At 55.8% G+C, this 19,929-nt stretch carries 18 protein-coding genes; 7 read left to right on the forward strand and 11 right to left on the reverse strand.

What is annotated here, in order from left to right; all coding sequences use genetic code 11:
- The 3 genes from HBN68_RS22055 to HBN68_RS15300 all read left to right on the forward strand — a co-directional run.
- Positions 1 to 203 (forward strand): hypothetical protein (locus HBN68_RS22055; RefSeq protein WP_222931628.1); only part of this gene is annotated, 203 nt, incomplete at its 5' end.
- Positions 204 to 262: 59 nt separating this feature from the next.
- A complete protein-coding gene (gene rhtA / locus HBN68_RS15295) occupies positions 263 to 1,150 on the forward strand; it encodes a threonine/homoserine exporter RhtA (protein WP_169965122.1) in 888 nt (295 codons plus the stop codon).
- A 165-nt stretch (positions 1,151 to 1,315) separates the two neighbouring features.
- Positions 1,316 to 1,597 carry a hypothetical protein gene (locus tag HBN68_RS15300; RefSeq protein WP_094993410.1) on the forward strand — a complete coding sequence of 94 codons (282 nt, stop codon included), beginning with the start codon at positions 1,316 to 1,318 and terminating at the stop codon, positions 1,595 to 1,597.
- Positions 1,598 to 1,652: 55 nt separating this feature from the next.
- Here HBN68_RS15300 and HBN68_RS15305 read toward each other — a convergent pair whose 3' ends face one another.
- Both HBN68_RS15305 and HBN68_RS15310 read right to left on the reverse strand, forming a co-directional pair.
- Positions 1,653 to 3,476: an aminopeptidase P family protein gene (locus HBN68_RS15305; RefSeq protein WP_094993411.1), complete on the reverse strand. Its 1,824-nt coding sequence runs from the start codon at positions 3,474 to 3,476 to the stop codon at positions 1,653 to 1,655.
- A 56-nt stretch (positions 3,477 to 3,532) separates the two neighbouring features.
- Positions 3,533 to 4,702, reverse strand: coding sequence for an aminotransferase class V-fold PLP-dependent enzyme (locus tag HBN68_RS15310; RefSeq protein ID WP_094993500.1), 1,170 nt, complete (start codon positions 4,700 to 4,702; stop codon positions 3,533 to 3,535).
- A 331-nt stretch (positions 4,703 to 5,033) separates the two neighbouring features.
- Here HBN68_RS15310 and HBN68_RS15315 point away from each other — a divergent pair, with 331 nt between their 5' ends.
- Both HBN68_RS15315 and HBN68_RS15320 read left to right on the forward strand, forming a co-directional pair.
- Positions 5,034 to 6,113, forward strand: coding sequence for a sigma-54 dependent transcriptional regulator (locus HBN68_RS15315; protein ID WP_169965124.1), 1,080 nt, complete (start codon positions 5,034 to 5,036; stop codon positions 6,111 to 6,113).
- A 318-nt stretch (positions 6,114 to 6,431) separates the two neighbouring features.
- Positions 6,432 to 7,211, forward strand: coding sequence for a TSUP family transporter (locus HBN68_RS15320; RefSeq protein WP_169965126.1), 780 nt, complete (start codon positions 6,432 to 6,434; stop codon positions 7,209 to 7,211).
- Here the strand turns inward: HBN68_RS15320 and nudC are convergent.
- The 5 genes from nudC to gnd form a co-directional block, all read right to left on the reverse strand.
- Positions 7,179 to 8,009, reverse strand: a complete 831-nt coding sequence (nudC, locus tag HBN68_RS15325) for an NAD(+) diphosphatase (RefSeq protein WP_094993414.1) — start codon at positions 8,007 to 8,009, stop codon at positions 7,179 to 7,181. The genes HBN68_RS15320 and nudC overlap by 33 nt on opposite strands.
- A 42-nt stretch (positions 8,010 to 8,051) precedes the next feature.
- Entirely contained in the window at positions 8,052 to 8,864 is an 813-nt protein-coding gene (locus tag HBN68_RS15330; RefSeq protein WP_094993415.1) for a crotonase/enoyl-CoA hydratase family protein, read from the reverse strand.
- A 119-nt stretch (positions 8,865 to 8,983) separates the two neighbouring features.
- Complete coding sequence (locus HBN68_RS15335) at positions 8,984 to 9,805, reverse strand: HAD family hydrolase (protein WP_169965128.1); 822 nt, start codon at positions 9,803 to 9,805, stop codon at positions 8,984 to 8,986.
- Positions 9,802 to 11,325, reverse strand: a complete 1,524-nt coding sequence (zwf, locus tag HBN68_RS15340; protein WP_169965130.1) for a glucose-6-phosphate dehydrogenase — start codon at positions 11,323 to 11,325, stop codon at positions 9,802 to 9,804. The genes HBN68_RS15335 and zwf overlap by 4 nt, the downstream gene beginning before the upstream one ends.
- Complete coding sequence (gene gnd, locus HBN68_RS15345) at positions 11,322 to 12,302, reverse strand: phosphogluconate dehydrogenase (NAD(+)-dependent, decarboxylating) (RefSeq protein ID WP_094993417.1); 981 nt, start codon at positions 12,300 to 12,302, stop codon at positions 11,322 to 11,324. The genes zwf and gnd overlap by 4 nt, the downstream gene beginning before the upstream one ends.
- A gap of 291 nt (positions 12,303 to 12,593) precedes the next feature.
- Between gnd and HBN68_RS15350 the strand changes: the two genes are divergently transcribed.
- Positions 12,594 to 12,776 (forward strand): DUF6026 family protein, encoded by a 183-nt coding sequence (locus HBN68_RS15350; RefSeq protein ID WP_094993418.1) that lies wholly within the window; start codon positions 12,594 to 12,596, stop codon positions 12,774 to 12,776.
- Positions 12,777 to 12,945: 169 nt separating this feature from the next.
- Entirely contained in the window at positions 12,946 to 14,688 is a 1,743-nt protein-coding gene (locus HBN68_RS15355) for a phosphoethanolamine transferase CptA (RefSeq protein WP_169965132.1), read from the forward strand.
- A gap of 140 nt (positions 14,689 to 14,828) precedes the next feature.
- Here the strand turns inward: HBN68_RS15355 and HBN68_RS15360 are convergent, their stop codons facing one another.
- The 4 genes from HBN68_RS15360 to HBN68_RS15375 all read right to left on the reverse strand — a co-directional run bounded on the left by HBN68_RS15360 (position 14,829) and on the right by HBN68_RS15375 (position 19,729).
- Positions 14,829 to 15,317, reverse strand: coding sequence for a GNAT family N-acetyltransferase (locus HBN68_RS15360; protein WP_169965134.1), 489 nt, complete (start codon positions 15,315 to 15,317; stop codon positions 14,829 to 14,831).
- 57 nt (positions 15,318 to 15,374) lie between these two features.
- The gene (locus tag HBN68_RS15365; RefSeq protein WP_169965136.1) at positions 15,375 to 15,725 is read right to left on the reverse strand and encodes a hypothetical protein; all 351 of its coding nucleotides are present in this window, start codon (positions 15,723 to 15,725) and stop codon (positions 15,375 to 15,377) included.
- A gap of 128 nt (positions 15,726 to 15,853) precedes the next feature.
- Positions 15,854 to 19,102, reverse strand: a complete 3,249-nt coding sequence (locus tag HBN68_RS15370; RefSeq protein ID WP_169965138.1) for a transporter substrate-binding domain-containing protein — start codon at positions 19,100 to 19,102, stop codon at positions 15,854 to 15,856.
- Entirely contained in the window at positions 19,103 to 19,729 is a 627-nt protein-coding gene (locus HBN68_RS15375; protein ID WP_094993422.1) for a response regulator transcription factor, read from the reverse strand. It abuts the gene before it with no gap.
- Positions 19,730 to 19,929: the final 200 nt, after the last annotated feature.

Genomic DNA, 19,929 nt, shown 5'->3' on the forward strand with positions numbered 1-19,929 from the left:
TTTCCTGCTTCGATGACTTGAAGCTGACACTTTCGAAATCGTTTAACTCTTTGAATCTCAAGGAGTTTTCCGTTTCGACTGCGCCGGAAGTGGGGCGAATTATAGGCCGATGGAATTCTGAGTCAAGTGCTATGTTTGCTTTATTCGCAAGAAGTTCAAAAACTAATCCGCAACTTGATGCGCACTATATTGCACAACCTTGATTACTTGAGCATCATGCCCTTCATCACCAGACTGTCTATCACTCTTAGGCCACCCTTAAATGACCAAGCAGCCTCAAAGCCTTGCATCAGTTCTTTTCCCCGTTGGCTTACTTCTGATAGCCATGGCGTCTATTCAATCAGGCGCCTCACTCGCCAAGAGCATGTTTCCGATCGTGGGCGCACAGGGTACAACGACCCTGCGTCTTATCTTTGCCAGTTTTATCATGCTGCTCATTTTGCGCCCATGGAGGGCCAAACTCACAGCCAAGTCCTTAAAGACTGTGATTGTTTATGGGATAGCGTTAGGCGGAATGAATTTCCTCTTCTATATGTCACTGCGAACGGTACCTCTCGGTATTGCAGTGGCACTCGAGTTCACAGGCCCCTTGGCCGTCGCCATTTACGCGTCCCGCAGGGCGATCGACTTCGTCTGGATTGCACTTGCTATCACAGGCCTTCTACTGCTGATTCCTGTTGGCGAAAGCACTCACAGCATTGACTTGATTGGCGCCGGTTATGCCTTAGGTGCTGGCGTTTGCTGGGCACTGTACATCTTGTTCGGTCAAAAAGCGGGAGCGGACAACGGCGTGCAGACTGCCGCACTCGGCGTGATGATTGCAGCGCTTTTCATTGCTCCGATTGGAATCGTCCATGCAGGAGCAACTTTACTGACTCCAAGCCTGATCCCTATCGCTATCGGCGTGGCAATCCTGTCGACCGCATTACCCTATACCCTGGAAATGGTGGCACTTACCCGCATGCCTACCCGTACGTTCGGCACACTGATGAGCATCGAACCCGCTTTTGGCGCGCTGTCAGGCCTGCTTTTTCTCAACGAAATACTGTCTTTCGCCCAATGGATGGCCATTCTGTGCATCATCATGGCCTCAGTCGGTGCAACGTTAACCATGCGCGGCCACACAAAACCTGTGACCAAAGCCGAATGACAATCTAATCACTACAACCGCTGGTAATTGACCTTCATTTAAGCGATGTTTGATCACCGTGAGAGTCAATTGGGGCGGTTCTGGACAGGGAGATCTATAAATAGCCACGGCAAAGGCAGTTCGGCACCCACATCCGCAACCCGACGCTAACGCTTAAGGACAGGAATGAAACGCTTTTTGATAGGTTTGGCAGCATTGGCAATAGCAGGCTGTGCAGCAACCTCAGAAACCACTGTAAAACATGGCAAGCGAGGCATGCATATCAACTGCTCAGGTTTGTCGTCTTCATGGGACAAATGCTATGCCGAAGCAGCACGCTCCTGTGGCGAAAAAGGTTTCCGTACCATCGCAAAGTCAGGCGATTCTGCCGAAGAGCCCGGTGATTACCCCTTCGGCTTGAATCCAGCGGGCTACACCAGCCGCAGCTTGATCATCATCTGTAAATAAAACAGCCAGGCAATTCAGCCACGCAACTTTTTGATCGTTTGCGTGGCCACTCTCGTTATAAAACCGGTTTGGCCACAGCCTCAGTGCGCGCGTTCAGCCATTTCAGAGCATCGCCTGCAAGCAACGGCGACAAGCGCTCACGCACCTCTGCGTGATAAGCATTGAGCCAATTCAACTCCTCGCACGTCAACAAATCAGCGTGAAGGCAACGCGTGTCAATCGGGCACATCGTGAGCGTTTCAAACCTCAAGAAGGTACCAAACTCAGATACTCCCGCCTCCCTGTTCAAGACCAGGTTTTCAATCCGCACGCCCCAGCGGCCCGGCCTGTAAGTACCCGGCTCGATGGATGTAATCATGCCCGGCAGCATGGCGGTATGTGGAGCAGCAGCTGCCTGATAGGCGATCACTTGCGGGCCTTCATGTACATTCAGAAAGTAACCAACCCCATGCCCAGTTCCGTGTCCGTAGTCGACGCCGTCCGCCCAAATGGGTGCGCGCGCGATCGAATCCAGTAAAGGCGACAAAATACCTTTCGGAAAATGGGCCCTGGACAATGCGATCACGCCTTTAAGCACACGGGTACAGTCATGTTTTTGCTCATCACTGACATGGCCCACCGGAACCATCCGCGTGATATCGGTTGTGCCGCCTGAATACTGCCCTCCAGAATCAATCAGCAGCAGCCCGTCTCCCTCGATCACAGCATGTTCCTGCTGGGTCGCGTGATAGTGAGGCATTGCACCGTTTGCGTTAAAAGCTGCAATGGTATTGAAGCTCAACGAAACAAATCCCGGACGCCGAGCCCGCGCCGCCGTCAGTCGCTCATCAATGGTCAACTCGGTAATACGCTCGCGACCCCAAGCCGACTCCAGCCACGCAAAGAATTCGCACAGCGCTGCACCATCCTGCTCCATTGCCTGGCGGATATGCACTGCATCATCAGGACTCTTTTGGGCTTTAGCCAGCGTGGTCGGGTTTATCCCCTCAACCAGCGTAACGCCCTTGTGCACATTGGCAATCAACCCGCATGTGACCCGCGCGGGATCGAGCAATAACCGCGTTGACTCAGGCAATGCAGCCAACGCCGCTGCAATGTCTCTATAGTCACGTAGCGTCACGCCTTCACGCTGCAACGTACTCCGGAGTTCTGGACTCACCTTGTTCAGATCAACAAACAGGGAGGCTTGTCTTTGCTCAATCAATGCGAACGACAGGAAGACCGGATTAAAGGAAACGTCCGACCCTCGAAGGTTAAAAAGCCAGGCGATATCGTCGAGGGTCGCAATAAAGTGCGCATCGGCATGACGCTGTTGCAGCGTTTCACGCAATTGAGCCAGCTTTTGTACCCGACCTACGCTCGCCCAAGGTGCAACATGTTCATACAACGGCTGAACAGGCAGTGAGGGACGATCCTCCCAAGCCAGATTTAACAGATCGATATCGGTACGCAAGTTCGCACCGCGCTCTTTCAGCCTGTTCTCCAGCGTGCGTGAAGGGGCCAAGGCAAGCACTGAGCCATCGACCGAGACGGTTTCCCCCTTGGGGGTTTGCTCGGCAAGCCACTCAAGCGGCCCCGGTTGACCGGGCATCAATTTAACCAACTCGATACCGCTGCCTGCGAGCTCTTTGGTTGCTTGCTCCCAATAGCGGCTATCGGCCCACAAACCTGCAAATGTCGGCGTCACGATCAATGTGCCGACTGACCCCTGAAAACCCGACAACCACTGCCGCCCTTGCCAATACGCAGGCAAGTACTCCGATAGATGAGGATCGGCGGAAGGCACCAGCAACGCGTGGACTCCATGCTCGCTCATGACTGACCGGACCCGTGCCAGACGCTGCACAACCGATCCCTGATTCAACAACTGAGTACTCATCCTCTCTCCTGCAGGTCAATGGTCATTGTTATGAAGCCCCGATCATGTATCAGCCACTAAGGTTGAGCAACTGCCCAAAACGGGGCGGCGACCTGAGTCGCAGCGTGGATAGCCCTGGCCAGAGCATCGACATCTTCATCTGACGTAAAGCGTCCGAAACTCAAGCGAATGGTGCGCGCGGCCTCATTGGCATCTAATCCCAAAGCGAGCAGTACATGGGACGGCGCATGACTGGCTGAATTGCACGCCGAGGTTGACGAATACGCCACGGCAGCCCCCAGCACAGTACTGTCAAAATTGCCTTCAACAAATGTGAGGCTCAGGGTGTGAGCAATACGATGAGTCTGACAACCGTTACACCTCAACCCTGCAATACCGGCCAATTGACTCAGTAAACGCTCGCGCAGCCGAGCGATATGAGCCAGCTCTTCACTGAACTGCTGGTCTGCCAGCGCAAACGCTTTCCCCATCCCGGCAATCTGATGAGTGGCCAACGTGCCTGAGCGCAGGCCAAATTCATGACCACCACCATGCATCTGCGCCTGTAGCCGGTCCTGCGCCCCGGGACCAACGTACAAAGCGCCAATCCCTTTTGGCCCGTAAATCTTGTGCCCTGAAAAGGACATCAAATCCACTGGCCAGCGGCTGAGGTCAATCGCTAGCTTTCCTGCACCTTGTGCAGCATCCACATGAAACAGAGCCCCATGCTCCCGAACCTGTTGCCCGATGGACTGAATATCATTGACTGTTCCCAGCTCGTTGTTCACCAGCATCAAGGAAACCAGCAGGGTATCTTCGCGCAACGCATCCCGGACCTGCTGGGCACTGATCAGCCCGTTAGAGTCAGGCTTCAGCCAGGTCACATCAAAACCTGACTGCTGCAAAAACAACGCTGTGTCCAATACTGCCTTGTGCTCGATTTGACTGGTAATTATGTGCCCACGCGTCAAGCCACTGCCCAATACCGCACCTTTGAGTGCCAAGTTGTTGGACTCTGTAGCCCCGGATGTCCAGACAATCTGTGATGCCTTGGCCCTGACCAGCCGGGCGACGTGTTCCCGCGCCTGCTCAACCACAGCTCGCGCCTGGCGGCCATATACATGGGAACCTGAAGCTGGATTCCCGAAGTTGCCATCAAAACCGAGGCATTCAACCATTACCTGAATGACCCGAGGATCGGCGGGCGTAGTCGCTGCGTAATCGAAATAAAGAGGTCGCTTATCCATTGTGAACATCCACTGATCGAGTTCCGGCATCAGGCATTGCTTGATAACAGAGGCTGAAGGCAAACAGGTTTGAGGGCCTTTACAAGTACCCGATCGAAGCCTGCGAAAAAAGAGACGCGTATTAGAAAAATCGTAGGAGGTTTCCCAAATTCAAATTTTGCACGGCAATGACCTTTATAAAGCGCCAGAACCCGCATCTTGCGCAAGTCTTATATGCAATAAGGATATATAAATATGGAATTAGGTTAGTTTACGGAATATGTAAAGCCTCTTATAAAGCTGTTTCCGGCTTACCTTTTGTGGGCAAAGCCCCCTATAGAAGGCGTTGTCGATGCAGCTTTTAACATTACCTCCCACACCCTCTCTGGCCACCTCAATCCGGGCCACTGCGCAGGTGTTCGAAGATCCGTCCTCAAAAGCCTTGCTGGTCCATTTGCAACATATTGCCCCAAGCGATGCCAGTGTTCTGATCATGGGTGAAACCGGTACAGGCAAAGAGCTTGTTGCACGGCACATACATCAACTCAGCACGCGCCACCAGCAACCGTTTATAGCGGTGAACTGCGGTGCATTTTCAGAATCCCTGGTTGAGGCCGAGTTATTTGGTCATGAAAAGGGAGCCTTCACAGGCGCTCTCAGTGCAAAGGCCGGCTGGTTTGAGGAAGCCAATGGCGGAACTCTATTTCTGGACGAAATTGGCGATTTGCCTCTGCCCATACAGGTGAAGTTACTGCGGGTACTGCAAGAACAAGAAGTGGTGCGCCTCGGCTCACGTAAGAGCACGCCCATCAACGTGCGCGTGCTCGCAGCCACCAACGTCAACCTGGAACACGCCATTGAAGCCGGGCATTTTCGCGAAGACCTCTACTACCGCTTAAACGTCGTCAGCCTCTGCCTGCGCCCCTTACGTGAGCGACCGGGCGACATCTTGCCGCTGGCACGCCACTTTCTGCACACGTATCGCCAACGCTTGGCCCACGGTCCGACCTCCCTAAGCGCGTGCGCAGAAAGCGCACTGACTGACCACCCATGGCCAGGCAATATCCGCGAATTGGAAAACGTTATGCATCACAGTCTGCTATTAAGCCGCCAGGCCACCATGACAGTGGACGACCTGCGCATGCCGCAACCACGCAGCAAGCGAAGATCACCCGCCTCCGCCGCCCCGCCTGATTCTGCCAAAGAGTTGTTGCAACGGGCCTTGCGCAAGTTGTTTGAAGAGCATAACGAAGCGCTGCACGAAACCGTCGAAGACGCCCTGCTACGCGCCGCCTATGACTTCTGCCATCACAATCAGGTGCACACGGCAAAACTGCTGGGGCTCAGCCGCAATGTCACCCGTACCCGCTTGATCAAGCTTGGAGCATTGACCGTCAACACCCGTCGCCTTGAAACCGCGAGCACGTTTTAAGTCATCAGCAGCCGCAATGGGCAGCGGCTTCAAAAGATGTCAGGTCGTGCCGTCCAGCAAGCACCGTTCAGCTTGCGGCTTACGCAGCCAAGGTTTTACGCGCAGACCCAATACTGGATTCCCTCCTGAACATGCAGAAACCCGACGAGGATCAGGCACACGGCCAATGCCTTAAACGCCACGGTTATTGAATGCCTGTTGCCTGAGCAGCACATAGCAAATCGTCGACATGCCTGTCGCCGCCCTGTCGGGTTATGGGTAAGATGTTGGCCTTCCCGCGCAACTGCGCTGTACGTCCCGCCGAATTAAGTCGATACCATGCCTTTTGAACTCAGCGTAGATTTGACCACCCTCGCCATTCTGGCAGCCGTGGCCTTTGTGGCCGGTTTCATCGATGCCATCGCCGGCGGTGGCGGCCTGCTCACCACGCCTGCATTGCTCACCGCAGGGTTGCCGCCGCATTTGGTCCTGGGCACCAATAAGCTCAGTTCGACCTTTGGTGCCGCCACGGCCAGTTTCACTTTTTACCGGCGCAAACTGTTTCACCCACGCGAGTGGAAACTGGCGATTTTCGGCACATTGGTCGGCGCACTGATCGGCGCCATCGTCGCCCATTACATGCCTGCCGAGTGGCTCAACAAAATGCTGCCGGTGATTGTCTTCGCTTGCGGCCTATACCTGCTGTTCGGCGGCACGCCCAAAACACCGATCGACAACGATGCACCAATCAAAAAGAAGTGGCAGTTGCCTCAGGGTTTCAGCCTAGGATTCTACGACGGTGTTGCGGGGCCCGGCACAGGGGCGTTCTGGACCGTCAGCAGCATGCTGCTTTATCCGATTGATCTTGTGAAAGCCAGCGGGGTAGCCCGCAGCATGAATTTCGTCAGCAATATTGCAGCCCTGTCGGTGTTTATCTTTTCAGGGCACGTGGACTGGGTTATCGGCCTTAGCATGGGCCTTGCAGTGATGGTTGGCGCCTTCTTTGGCGCCCGCAGCGCAATCAGCGGCGGGGCCAAGTTCATTCGTCCGGTATTCATCACCGTGGTACTGGGGCTGACTGTACGTCTAGCCTGGCAGCACTGGTTCGGCCAAGCCTGAACGGCGCGCCACATACAGGTCGATGAGGTAGCGCGCGATTGAGCGCGAGGCCGGCAACGGCGGCAGTTGATGCACGTTGAACCACTGCGCATCTTCTATCTCATCGGCCTGCGGGACGATCTCTCCGCCTGCATACTCCGCGTGAAAACCCAGCATCATGGAGTGCGGGAACGGCCAACACTGGCTGCCCACATACTGGATGTTTTTGACCTCAAGTTGCACTTCTTCACGCACCTCGCGAATCAGGCACTCCTCCGCCGACTCCCCCGGCTCGGCAAACCCCGCCAAGGTGCTGTAGACACCGGGGACAAAGCGCGGTGAGCGTGCCAACAACACCTCATCACCCCGTGTAATCAGCACGATCATGCTCGGCGAAATGCGGGGATAACTGCGCAACTCACAGGGTGCGCAGTACATCGCGCGCTCCCCGGGCACTTGAGTCGTCGCCCGGCCGCAGCTCCCGCAGAACCGATGCTCGCGAGCCCACGTAGCAATCTGGGCCGCATAGCCCAATACCTTATAAAGCGTGTGATCGCCTTCCAGCATAAAGGCGCGCAACCCTTGCCAGCGACAGCCCTCCACCTCCACCGCACGTTCCAGCTCCAACACATACACCGGCTCGCCATCCAGATGACCGATCCCGTGTTCGGCCATCACCGGCAGCGGTTGTGAGCCAAGCCACTCACGCGAAAACAGCGGTCCATTATCGTTAACCAGAAAGCCTTCCGGGCTGCGCGCCACGGCAAGGCCGCCCGGAAGGTTGCTGTCCAGTACTGCAGTGGTCCAACGCGGTGTCATACAAGGTCCTTGTCAGGGTTAAACGCTGACGCCGCGCAGGCGTCAGTCGAGGAATTGCGGCGCTTTCTTGGACATGTGCGCCGTCATGGCTACCCGCAAATCAGTGGATTGGAGCATGGCTGCGTTCCAGGTGGCGACGTATTCCAACCCGTCGTCCACCCGATGGTCACGCATGTAACCAATCATTTGCTTGGTCCCTCCGATCGCAATAGGCGACTTGCCAGCAATCTCACGCGCGATGCCCATCACCCCGGCAAGCAGCGCCTCGTGGTCGGGGTAAACACGATTAACAAGTCCGATGGCACGTGCTTCTTCGGCACTTACCATACGCCCGGTGTAGGCCATTTCGCGGAGCATGCCATCGCCGATGATGCGCGGCAAACGCTGGAGAGTACCCACGTCGGCGGCCATCCCCATGTCGATTTCCTTGATCGAAAACTGCGCGTCTTCGGCGGCATAGCGCATGTCGCACGCGGCAATCAGATCAATTGCACCGCCCAGGCAGTAACCTTGAACCGCCGCCAGTACAGGCTTGCGACAACGATCCACGGCATTGAAGGAGTCTTGCATCTGCAAAATTTTGCGACGCAGCAGACGCGCATTGCGCCCGACGTCCTTGCCCATTTCGTTGGCAACCGAAGCCAGCAACATGAGATCGATACCCGCCGAGAAATGCTTGCCGGCACCACTGATGACCACAGCCCGAATAGCATCGGTTTCGTCGATCCAGCGGAAAATGTCGATGATTTCGGTCCAGAACGCGGCATTCATCGCGTTGACCTTGTCCGGTCGATTGATCCGCACGTGAGCGATATTACCGTCTAACTCAACCTCAAACGCCTGGTACTTGGACATCACTTGAATCCTTTGTTAAGTGCCGTTGCCGGACAATAAGCCAAGGACTATAACAAGCCACAAACCTCGCTAGCAGGCCGCGATCCTGCCAAACGCCGGACAAAATGACATGCTCCACGTTACGTGTGTTGAAGAATGAACCGCTCTAGCGCTTGAGCCACACCGTCTTGCACGTTGGTGCCTGTGACGTGGTCGGCCTGCAGCCGGATGGATTCATCCGCTTGCCCCATGGCAATGGAAAGCCCGGCCCTTTCAAACATAGCGGGGTCATTGCCCCCGTCACCGATAGCCATGGTCCGCGACAACGGCACATTCAGCCGCTGCGCCAGTGCTTTCAGCGCTTCGCCCTTGTTCGCCTTGAGCGCAGTGATATCGAGATAGAACGCCTGAGAACGGCTGGCCAACGCCTTGCCTGTCAACTCGCGCTGCAGGCGATGCTCAAGATCAATCAGCAGTTGTACGTTGTGACTGGCAGCCACGATTTTGTCGACGCGGTGCACATGAGGTTCGAAGCTGTCGACCCACACAGGCCCATAGCCGAGCGCGCTCTTCTCGTGCGCCACCATCGGCCCGTTTGGGTCGCGCAAATACCATTCATCATCGGCGAACACCCAAAGATCAACCGGGTGCGCTGCCAAAACCTTCAAACTATGGCGCACTGCTTCCACTGGTAAGTGGTGAGATTCCAGGTAGCGTCCATTAGCATCCACCAACACCGCGCCATTGAAGGCAGCCGTGGGCAATTTAATGTCGAGTTGTGCGATCTGGTCGAGCATCGCACGAGGCGGGCGTCCCGAGGCCAGCGTGAAATACACCCCGGTTTTCTGCAACTGCCTGACCGCCTTGACGGTTGCCTCGCTGAGGGTATGGTCCGGGCGCAGCAACGTACCGTCCATGTCACACAGCACCAATTCAATTGAATCGTGTTTCACGTCACTCATCCTATGTTCAGCCACACCCGGCCATCACGGGCCAGCAGGTCTTTAGCTGCTTCAGGGCCATCTTCGCCAGCCCTGTAGGATTGGACTTCAGTGTGCTCACGCCAGGCGTCCAGAAAAGGCTGCACGCCTCGCCAGCCGTTTTCGATATTGTCAGCACGCTGGAACAGCGTCTGATCGCCTGTCAGACAGTCGTAAATCAACGTTTCGTAACCCGAGGAAGGCTGGATCTTGAAGAAATCCTTGTAGGCAAATCCCAACTCGATCTTGGCCATTTTCAGGCCCGGCCCCGGCCGCTTGGCCTGCAAGTCAAACCACATGCCTTCATTGGGCTGGATCTGAATCCGCAAATAGTTGGGCTGCATGCGCTCAACCTCAGTGTCACGGAACTGCGCATAGGGCGCAGGTTTGAAGCAGATGGCAATTTCCGTGTCCCGGGCACTCATCCGCTTGCCGGTACGCAGATAAAACGGCACGCCCACCCAGCGCCAGTTATCGATCATCACTTTGAGGGCGACGTAAGTTTCCGTCGTGCTGTCGGGCGCTACATTGTTTTCTTCGCGGTAACCCGGCACCGGCTTACCACCCGACTCACCTTGGGTGTACTGCCCGCGAACCGAGTTTTTGCGCGCGTCCTCAATTGACCACGGACGAATCGCACCGATCACCTTGGCTTTTTCGCCCCGCACCGCATCTGCGCCGAACGCCGCGGGTGGCTCCATGGCCACCATGGCTAATAGCTGAAACAGGTGATTGGGCAACATGTCGCGCAACGCACCCGTGTGTTCGTAAAAACTGCCACGTGTCTCGACCCCCACGGTTTCGGCCGCGGTAATCTGCACATGGTCAATGTAATGATTGTTCCAAAAGGCTTCGAACAGCCCATTGGAGAAACGGCTGACCAAAATATTCTGGACAGTCTCTTTGCCCAGGTAGTGGTCAATCCGGTAGATCTGCTTCTCGCTCATCACCTGCAGCAGGCAAGCGTTCAACGCCTGAGCTGTTTCCAGATCCGAGCCAAAGGGTTTTTCAATCACGACCCGGCGAAATGCATCCGGGGCTTCGTTGAGTAACCCGCTGGCCCCCAGACGCTGCGCCACTTCGCTGAAGAAGCGCGGCGCAGTGGCCAGGTAAAACACCGCATTGCCCGTGCCGCTTGAAGCAATCTTCTGCTGCAGCGCTGCGTAAGTGCTGTCGTCGAGAAAATCGCCTTGCACGTAGCTGATGTTTTTTGCCAGCGAGGCCCATAACTCGGGATTCAAACCTTGGCCATCAGGATGATCGACTTTGCTGGAGGCTTCAGTACGGATGAAATCCTCCAGTTTTTTGGCAAAGCCTTGATCACTGATCGCATTGTGGTCTACGCCCACAATGCGCAGGCCATCGTCCAGCAAACCGTCACGACTCAAGTTGTACAGCGCAGGCATCAGCAAGCGCTTGACCAAGTCACCGTGCGCACCAAACAGAAACAGCGTGGTGGGCGGTGCTGGCTTGGCGTCGGGTTGGCTGGACAGGTCGGTCATTTTTTAGGGGTCTCCACATGGCCACCGAAACCAAAGCGCATAGCCGACAACATCTTGTCGCCGTACAGGCTTTGTTGACGGGAACTGTAACGGGCAAACAAAGCGCTCGACAGCACAGGAACCGGCGTCGATTGCTCCATGGCCGCTTCAATGGTCCAGCGACCTTCACCACTGTCAGCCACGGCGCCCGAGAAACCGTCCAGCGGCGCGTCGGTTGCCAGCGCATCGGCTGTCAGGTCCAGCAACCAGGACGACACCACGCTGCCACGGCGCCAGACTTCAGCGATATCAGCCAGATTCAGGTCAAAGCGCTGATCTTCCGGCAAGTTTTCGGAAGCCTTCATTTTCATCACATTGAAGCCTTCGGCATAAGCCTGCATCAGGCCATACTCGATACCGTTGTGGACCATTTTCACGAAGTGCCCCGAACCGGCAGGGCCCGCATGGATGTAGCCACGTTCGGCACGGTCATCGTCAGAGACACGGTCCTTGGTCCGCGGGATATCCCCCATGCCCGGCGCCAACGTAGCGAACAGCGGGTCGAGGTGCTTAACCACCTCAGTGTCACCGCCGATCATCATGCAGTAACCGCGCTCCAGGCCCCATACACCGCCGGATGTGCCGACATCCACGTAACGGATGCCTTTGGCGGCCAGCGATGCGGCACGGCGGATGTCGTCTTTATAGAACGTGTTGCCACCGTCGATGATGATGTCATCGGCGTCAAGCAGTTGGCTCAGGGTCTCGATGGTGTCTTCGGTGGGTGCACCGGAGGGCAGCATCACCCACACTGCACGTGGCTTGGACAGGCCGTCGACCAGCGCCTGCAGGTCGGCAACACCGGTTGCACCGTCCTTTTCCAGCGCGCTGACGAAATCGGTATTGCGGTCAAAAACCACGGTGGTATGCCCATTGAGCATCAGACGCCGTGCGATATTACCGCCCATACGGCCCAATCCAATAATTCCCAACTGCATGTACTGATGCTCCAAACACAAAATAAAAAAGGGTTACAACACTCTAGTGCAGCGATGCTTAAAGTGCCTCGCTGAGGATTAGTCCTAGCGCATGGCGCATAGTTTCGCACATGAGAGGTAACAGATTCCCTATTCAATACGTTCTGGCGACGGATGAAGGCACGCTGACAACAAAAAATATAAAAGTTCACTTCGCCAACAAAAGAAATCACAATTCACCCCGGCAGTGACCCACGACCCGCAGCGGGCCGTTCGGGTACGCGATCGAAGATGTCAAAAACGAGGTGAACCATGACCACAGTACTGTCCGCACGACCCGCGCAAACCCTCTATGTCACGATCCGTCGTGATGAGTTGCGTCAGCTCAAGGACGAACACGCACAGCTACTGCAACAGGTCGAGCAGTTACGCCAGCAACTGGCCCTCGGGCAATCGTCACTGTCCCTTGCGCACAAGACCGCGCATCTGAACTGATACCTGCCTGCCAGGGCGAGTGAATACTCGCCCTTTTCGCGACAAAGTTTTCACATCCCCTTGTTGATACTTGCCCCCTTGAATGCTGCTCAACTCTTGATGCAGCGCTGACGCGTTGGCCGCGCCTTGCTGTGCCAACCATCCAAGTGGTTATCAGCTGGAGCGCTGTATGGGGATGTTCAAACGCGGCACCACCTCGGTTAAAAGTTTCGACTGGGCAGGCCTGGGTTGGCTGTTTCTGTTCTTCTGGTACTTTTCCGGAATCACTCAACTGCTGATCCAGCTGACAGGCACCTCAGGGTTTTCGGGGTTCCGTCAGGCATTCGTCATGAGTGCAATCTGGCTGGCTCCGATGCTGCTCTTCCCTGCCCGCACCCGCTTGCTCGCCGCGATTATTGGGGTTGTGTTGTGGGCTTGTTCGTTAGCCAGTCTCGGCTATTTCTTCATCTATCAGCAGGAATTTTCCCAAAGCGTCATCTTCATCATGTTCGAATCGAACATCTCTGAAGCAGGCGAATACCTGACCCAATACTTTGCCTGGTGGATGCTGCTGGCTTTTGTGGCGCATACCGCTGTGGCCATCTTCCTGTGGACGCGTTTACGTCCGGTGTACCTGCCCCGCATTCAGGCATGGGCCGCTGCCGTCGGTATTTTGGTCGCCATCGTGGGTTACCCGCTGATCAAGCAAACACTCAAGCACGACACCCTGGCCGCGGCGATGGAAAGCTTTGAAAGTCGCGTTGAACCTGCGGTGCCATGGCAGATGGTCGTGGCGTATCGCCGTTACCTCGAGCAACTGGACAGCATGCAGGGCATGTTGGCCAGCGCCAGCAAAATTCCGCCGCTGACCCACCTCAAAGACAGCGAAGCCGGTAAGCCCGCGACCCTGGTGCTGGTGATTGGCGAGTCCACCAACCGCCAGCGCATGAGCCTGTACGGCTACAACCGTAAAACCACGCCCAATCTTGATGCACTGCGCGATCAGCTGTCGATTTTCGACAATGTCGTGACCCCGCGTCCGTACACCATCGAAGCCCTGCAGCAAGTGCTGACGTTTGCTGACGAAGAAAACCCGGACCTGTACCTGAGCACGCCGTCGCTGGTCAGTGTGATGAAGCAAGCTGGCTACAAAACGTTCTGGGTCACCAATCAGCAGACCATGACCAAACGTAACACCATGCTCACCACATTCTCCGAGCAGGCGGACGAGCAGGTCTACCTCAACAACAACCGCAATCAGAACGCCCGTCAGTACGATGGCGATGTGTTGGAGCCGTTTTCAAAAATCCTTGCCGACAGCGCGCCGCGCAAATTGATCGTGGTTCACTTGCTGGGCACGCACATGAGCTACCAGTACCGTTACCCGCCGACCTTTGACAAGTTCACAGACCGCACGGGCGTGCCTGCGGGCCTGACCGATGACCAGGTGCCGACTTACAACAGTTACGACAATGCGGTGCTGTACAACGACTTCGTAGTGTCGAGCCTGATCAAGGACTTCGCCAAGACCGACCCCAACGGCTTCCTGCTGTACCTGTCCGACCACGGCGAAGACGTGTTCGACTCGGTCGGCCACAGCACGCTTGGGCGTAACGAAGCCAAGCCGACGGCCCCGATGTACACCATTCCCTTCATGGCCTGGGCCAGCCCGAAATGGCGCGAAAACCACCCGTGGAATTTCACCCGTGACCTGAGTCGTCCGTACAGCAGCTCTCAGTTCATTCACACCTGGACCGACCTGGCCGGTCTGTCCGCCGATGAGCTGGACGATAAAAAGAGTCTGGTCAGCGACCAATTCGTCGCGCGCCCGCAACTGATCGGCGACCCGTACTCGCGCCCGCAAAAAGCTTTGATTGACTTCAGCCTCATCAAACCCAAACACCCGGCGCCCGGCGAAATCGCCAAGCAATAACCCGTCAGCGAGGCGGCCATGCCGCCTCGCTGACGTTGCGTTCCGCAAAGACATACGTTGAGATAAGAAGCCTTCTCATTTGGACGATTTGCACCCTTATCGCTTTTTCACAGGGCTGCCCCTCAAATGAGCGAAACCCTTCAATCCAAATGTTTGTTCCAGAACAGCATGCGCCCGTAAGCCGGATCCAGTTGGCCGTCGCTAAAGCCAAACTTGCGGTAAGACCCCTGCGCCACCGGGTTGCCTTCAAGTACCTCCAGGGTGATTTTGCAGCAACCGCGCTCACGGGCGATGGCTTCAACTTTCCCCAGCATTTTCTGGCTCAACCCCAATCCCCGAAAGGTACTAACTACCGACACGTCGTGTACGTTGACCAGCGGTTTGCCCGCAAAAGTTGAAAAGCCTTCAAAACAGTTAATCAGCCCTGCCGCCTGGCCATCCACAAACGCCAGCACGCTGAACGCATGCGGGCGCTTGGCCAGCTCAGCAGGCAATGCTTGCAACACCGCGTCCGATAACGCTTCGCCGCCACCCATTGGATCCTGGGCGTAGTGGTCGAGCACCTCCCTGACGGCCTGCGCATGAACAGGATTCAAATAGTCCGCTTGCACCACTACGATGTCTGACATACCACCGGCTCCTCTATGAGACCGCTTAAGAAGACCGGGACATTAACGCGGCCAGCGTCAGGCCGACAAGCCTCGCGAGGAAGCGGCGCCTTGCACATCAATGGCCTGCATCAGGGCGTTGAGTTGCTCAAGGATGGCGGGCGCACTGTCATACAGCAGCACGTGCTTGAAGTGCACTGACTCTTTACGCGCTTCGGGGCAGTCCAACCCCGCCAGATTCGCCATGCGTTGGCTGATGAGTAACACATCAAACGCATGTTTCTCGGCATCCCTCAGCCCCAGCAGGGCTTCAATGCGGTCCAGTGGCGCAATGCGGTAATAGCCCAATCCGTTAAGCGCCCTCTCTATCTTCAGAGCCTCTGTTCGCTCTGTATCGGCGATCAAGATTCGTAATGATTTAGTTGGCATTTCAGTTGAACCATCAGCAAGTGTGTCGTTGGAATGTTCTACCGGCGCCACACAGCTCTGCGTCACGGCAACAGCAAGATAAGTACAGCCCGCAGCATTTCAAGGGACCGCTTGTCTTTTCAAGCGGGTCAATCCTCTTGCTCCAGATAAGTCGCCAAGACCTCATCAAGCCTTTCCATGCTGTCATGCAGAGCGTCTACATACTCGGTCAGCAAGGGCGCATGACTGGCAGTACACGCCGCTTCAAGGCGCTCACAGCATTCAATGACAACCCGCGCATCAATTAGCCGCGCACCGCCCTTGATCCCATGCGCAAGCGCCATCAACCCTTTGCGATCATCTGCCACAAACAACGCCAGCAGCCGGGCCATGTCCTGATGATTACTCCCGACCAGCGCCTCCAGCATTTTTTGCACGTGTACTCGATTGCCCTGAGTTGTTTCGAGCAGGTACCTCAGGTCTATTTCAGACTGAGCGGTGAGTGGATCGGCCTCTTTACTCATCGCGCGCGAGGCCAGACAGTCGCTTAAATCTTTGAGGCTGATGGGTTTGAACAAACAGTTATCCATCCCGACTTCCAGACAACGCCCCACCTCTTCGGGCTGGGCATTGGCCGTGAACCCCAGGATCAAGCAAGGGTTGATCCCCAATAGCCGTTCTTGATCGCGTATGGCACGCGTCAGCTCATAACCGTCCATAACTGGCATGTTGCAGTCAGTGATGACCACGTCAAACGACCCCGCACGCCACGTTTCAAACCCCTGCGCACCATTTTCTGCATCGATCACTTGATGGCCCAGATAGCGCATCTGTTGAGCCAGCAACATGCGGTTCGCCGGGTAATCGTCCACCACCAGAATGGTTAACGAATGGCGTTGTACCGTTTGCGGGGCGGGTTCAACGCTGGTTGCCATGGGTTCCAGGCGCGGGACCTGCAACTGCACTTCAACTTGGGTCCCCATGCCCACTGCACTTTGCAAACGCAACGTACCGCCCATCATTTCGCAGAGGGTTCGGCAAATAACCAAGCCCAAGCCTGAACCGCTGCGGGCGGATTGGGTGTTGTTGCTGGCCTGGACAAACGGACTGAACAAACGTGACTGATCGGCTTCAGAGATGCCCATGCCCGTATCGCTGACGCGCACGCATACGCTGAGTTCAGACGGGTCACTGCCCTGGGTCACGCTCAAGACAAGTCTCACTTCACCGTTATCCGTGAACTTGATGGCATTGCTCAGCAGATTGGAAATAATCTGTTTGAAGCGCAGCGGGTCCATCCACACCTCGGTATCGGGTACCTCGCACACAATTTGACTGACCAGACTCAGGCGCTTTTGACGCGCCAACCCGTCAAACATACGCAACACAGACGCTATCAATGCCTGCACGTCCGCCCGCTCAGGACTCAAAGACAAGTGCCCGGACTCAATGCGTGCGATGTCCAGAATATCCCCAATCAGCGCCAGCAACTCTTGCGCCGAACTGGAAGCCACCTCAATAGCAAAACGGTCCAGCACACCCTGCTCGGCTTTTTTCATGGCCAGTTCGAGCATGCCGATCACGGCATTCATGGGCGTTCGAATCTCATGGCTCATGGTGGCCAAAAACGTGGTTTTCGCGCGATTCGCTTCATCGGCACTTTGTTTGGCGGCTTGCAGTTGCTCCAGCAAGTGCTGTCGTTTAACGACCGCGCGACGCAAATAGGCAATCCAGCACAGCGCCACCGCCAACAAAACAGCCGCAATCGCAAACCCTTGAAGAATCGCAGCACGGTTACGCAACCAATAACTGTCTGTTTCTGGCCCGGTGGTACGCCAGCGCTGCGTCAAGGTGGCCATTTCTTCAGGGCTGATACTCAACAGCGCCTTATCGAGAATGGAGCTCAATTCAGATGAATGGCGCGCCGTGGCGAAACCGATCTGCGCAGGCTGGGTGCCTACCGTACTGGTGATGTGCAATTGTTCGCTGAAATGGCGTGAAATCATGAAACGCGCGCTGATTAACGCATTCACCGCCGCATCGGCCTGACCTTGCGCCACCATGTTCATGGCTTCCCACGCATTTTGCGCCTCGACCACCTGAACCTTGGGGTAGTGATGCAAAACGAAATCGCGCAGTACATTGGCCCGTACCATGGCCACGCGCTGGCCGGCCATCTGGTCAAGGGTCGCCGGGCTGCCCGGCCCCACCCGCGTGACCAGTACAAACGGCGTTGTGAGATAAGGCCGCGTAAAGCGCAGCTGCCCTTCACGGACGGTGCTGGGTGTGAAGGCCCCCATCAGGTCGGCCTCCCCCGTGACCACCTGTTCGATCAATTCTTCAACCGACTTGCCGGTCACCGGTTCGAACACCAGCCCGGTTCGAGTGCTGATATTGCGTAATACATCGGCACTCACACCTTTGAAAGTGCCCTGCTCATCAATAAACGACAACGGCAGGTAGTGGTCGTTAATGGCCACTTTCAGTCGCGGGTGTTCATTCAACCAGCGCTGTTCATTGCTGCTCAGGTTCAATCGCCAATGGCCGCTCACCTGAGGCCCTTCGGAACTCCAGCGGCGCAGGATCGTCATGCGCTCGCTGGGCGGAATGGCGGACAGGGTCGCGTTAACAATGCGCAGCAGCCTGACGTTTTCGCGTTCCAGTGCAAACGAATAAGGCGTCACCTCGAGACGCGAGAAGTCCGCCAGTTGCACATTGTTCAGATAATTTCTGTTGATCAGGTAATTGGCCCCAATGAAATCGCCCAGGTAGACGTCTGCCTGCCCGAAGGCCACCGCGCCGATCGCGGTCAGGGTCGACGGGTACAGTTGCAGCGTGGCCTTGGGGTAGAACGCCTGGACTTTTTGCGGCTGCAAATAATGATCCAGCAGTGCCACCCGCAGTCCCGCCAGATCGGTGGGCAAATGACCTTTGCGCGCAGTTTGCGTCACCAGCGTGGGAGCGTCTTCGGCATACGCCTGGGTCAACTTGAGGGTGGAATCCTGGGCTTCAAAATCATTGGCACTGCCCAGAAGGTCAACTTCCCCCTGCTTGAGGGCTTGCACAGCCAGCGGTCTCGAGGGATAGCGCTTGACGTCAATAGCAATGTGCAACAACTCCGAGAGCAGCTCAGCGTAGTCAGCCGTAATGCCTTCAAGGTACTGCTCATCTTCGGTGAGCTCGAAAGGGACGTTGTCAGGGGCAGACACCCCCAACTTCAAGACACCCTTTTGCTGTAACCAGCGCTTATCTGCAGCCTCCAGCACCACGTTGTAGTCTTCAACATTCGAACGCCCCAAAAGCTGCAACGTCTGGACTGAAACCTCTGCATGCGCCTGCGGCCATCCGAACATCAGCAGCAACACGCCCACCCGGGCCTGGAGGATGAACGTGTTCATTCAGATCAGGTTATTACGTTTGGCAAACTCGGCCAGGTACACAACCGACTTCATGTTCAACTTTTCTTTCAGGCGTGACTTATAAGTACTGATGGTTTTACTACTGAGCGTCATGTTGTTGGCAATTTCAATGTTGCGCTGGCCTCGCGCAAGCTTGATCAAAATTTCTAACTCGCGGGGGGATAACAGCTGGATCAACTCTTTTTCAGACACGCCGCAGTCGCTGGTGCGCACCGAGCTATCACTCAAATCAGGAAAAAAAGTGTAGCCCCCCAAGACAACCTTCACCGCCTGCAGCACCTCGGACAGCCCCTTGGTTTTGGTGATAAAACCGGTCGCTCCGGCGCTCATGCAACGCTTTGAATAATGCAGCGCGGGCTGGGAAGTCAGTACCAGGATACGGCTTTGTAGCCCTGAGAGGCGTATGCGTTTGATAACTTCAAGACCATCGAGCCCGGGCAGACTGAGGTCCAGAATGATCAGATCAATAGAATGTTCGCGGGCAAGCTGGACAGCATCAATTCCGCTGTCTGTTTCAGCCACCACGTGATAGCCATGGTTGCTCAACATTGCGCTGACGGCAGAACGGATCAACGGATGATCGTCAACAATCAAAATTTTAGTCATGCGTACCCCAGCCAGTGGCTTCAATGCCGGTGTACACCGAGCGAAAAATATCGTTTTGAATGGACACGATTCAATATCAACTCAAACAGACAATATTATTGAGACATAAACTGAGTATAGGAAAAATCCTACAAAGCGCTCGTACCCATCTCAACACTTGCTGGCTGCCCGGCTTTAACCTTCATCCAGCCAAGCTGCAA

The sequence above is a fragment of the Pseudomonas sp. WS 5078 genome, from assembly GCF_012985745.1.
Lineage (GTDB): Bacteria > Pseudomonadota > Gammaproteobacteria > Pseudomonadales > Pseudomonadaceae > Aquipseudomonas > Aquipseudomonas lundensis_A.

Excerpts from the sequence above, each read along its gene's own strand:
- HBN68_RS15320 (WP_169965126.1), top strand. The coding sequence starts at position 6,432 with ATGCCTTTTGAACTCAGCGTAGATTTGACCACCCTCGCCATTCTGGCA.
- HBN68_RS15370 (WP_169965138.1), bottom strand. The coding sequence starts at position 19,102 with ATGAACACGTTCATCCTCCAGGCCCGGGTGGGCGTGTTGCTGCTGATG.
- HBN68_RS15315 (WP_169965124.1), top strand. The coding sequence starts at position 5,034 with ATGCAGCTTTTAACATTACCTCCCACACCCTCTCTGGCCACCTCAATC.
- HBN68_RS15300 (WP_094993410.1), top strand. The coding sequence starts at position 1,316 with ATGAAACGCTTTTTGATAGGTTTGGCAGCATTGGCAATAGCAGGCTGT.
- HBN68_RS15355 (WP_169965132.1), top strand. The coding sequence starts at position 12,946 with ATGGGGATGTTCAAACGCGGCACCACCTCGGTTAAAAGTTTCGACTGG.
- HBN68_RS15350 (WP_094993418.1), top strand. The coding sequence starts at position 12,594 with ATGACCACAGTACTGTCCGCACGACCCGCGCAAACCCTCTATGTCACG.
- HBN68_RS15310 (WP_094993500.1), bottom strand. The coding sequence starts at position 4,702 with ATGGATAAGCGACCTCTTTATTTCGATTACGCAGCGACTACGCCCGCC.
- zwf (WP_169965130.1), bottom strand. The coding sequence starts at position 11,325 with ATGACCGACCTGTCCAGCCAACCCGACGCCAAGCCAGCACCGCCCACC.
- nudC (WP_094993414.1), bottom strand. The coding sequence starts at position 8,009 with ATGACACCGCGTTGGACCACTGCAGTACTGGACAGCAACCTTCCGGGC.
- HBN68_RS15375 (WP_094993422.1), bottom strand. The coding sequence starts at position 19,729 with ATGACTAAAATTTTGATTGTTGACGATCATCCGTTGATCCGTTCTGCC.
- HBN68_RS15360 (WP_169965134.1), bottom strand. The coding sequence starts at position 15,317 with ATGTCAGACATCGTAGTGGTGCAAGCGGACTATTTGAATCCTGTTCAT.
- HBN68_RS15365 (WP_169965136.1), bottom strand. The coding sequence starts at position 15,725 with ATGCCAACTAAATCATTACGAATCTTGATCGCCGATACAGAGCGAACA.
- HBN68_RS15335 (WP_169965128.1), bottom strand. The coding sequence starts at position 9,805 with ATGAGTGACGTGAAACACGATTCAATTGAATTGGTGCTGTGTGACATG.
- gnd (WP_094993417.1), bottom strand. The coding sequence starts at position 12,302 with ATGCAGTTGGGAATTATTGGATTGGGCCGTATGGGCGGTAATATCGCA.
- HBN68_RS15305 (WP_094993411.1), bottom strand. The coding sequence starts at position 3,476 with ATGAGTACTCAGTTGTTGAATCAGGGATCGGTTGTGCAGCGTCTGGCA.
- rhtA (WP_169965122.1), top strand. The coding sequence starts at position 263 with ATGACCAAGCAGCCTCAAAGCCTTGCATCAGTTCTTTTCCCCGTTGGC.
- HBN68_RS15330 (WP_094993415.1), bottom strand. The coding sequence starts at position 8,864 with ATGTCCAAGTACCAGGCGTTTGAGGTTGAGTTAGACGGTAATATCGCT.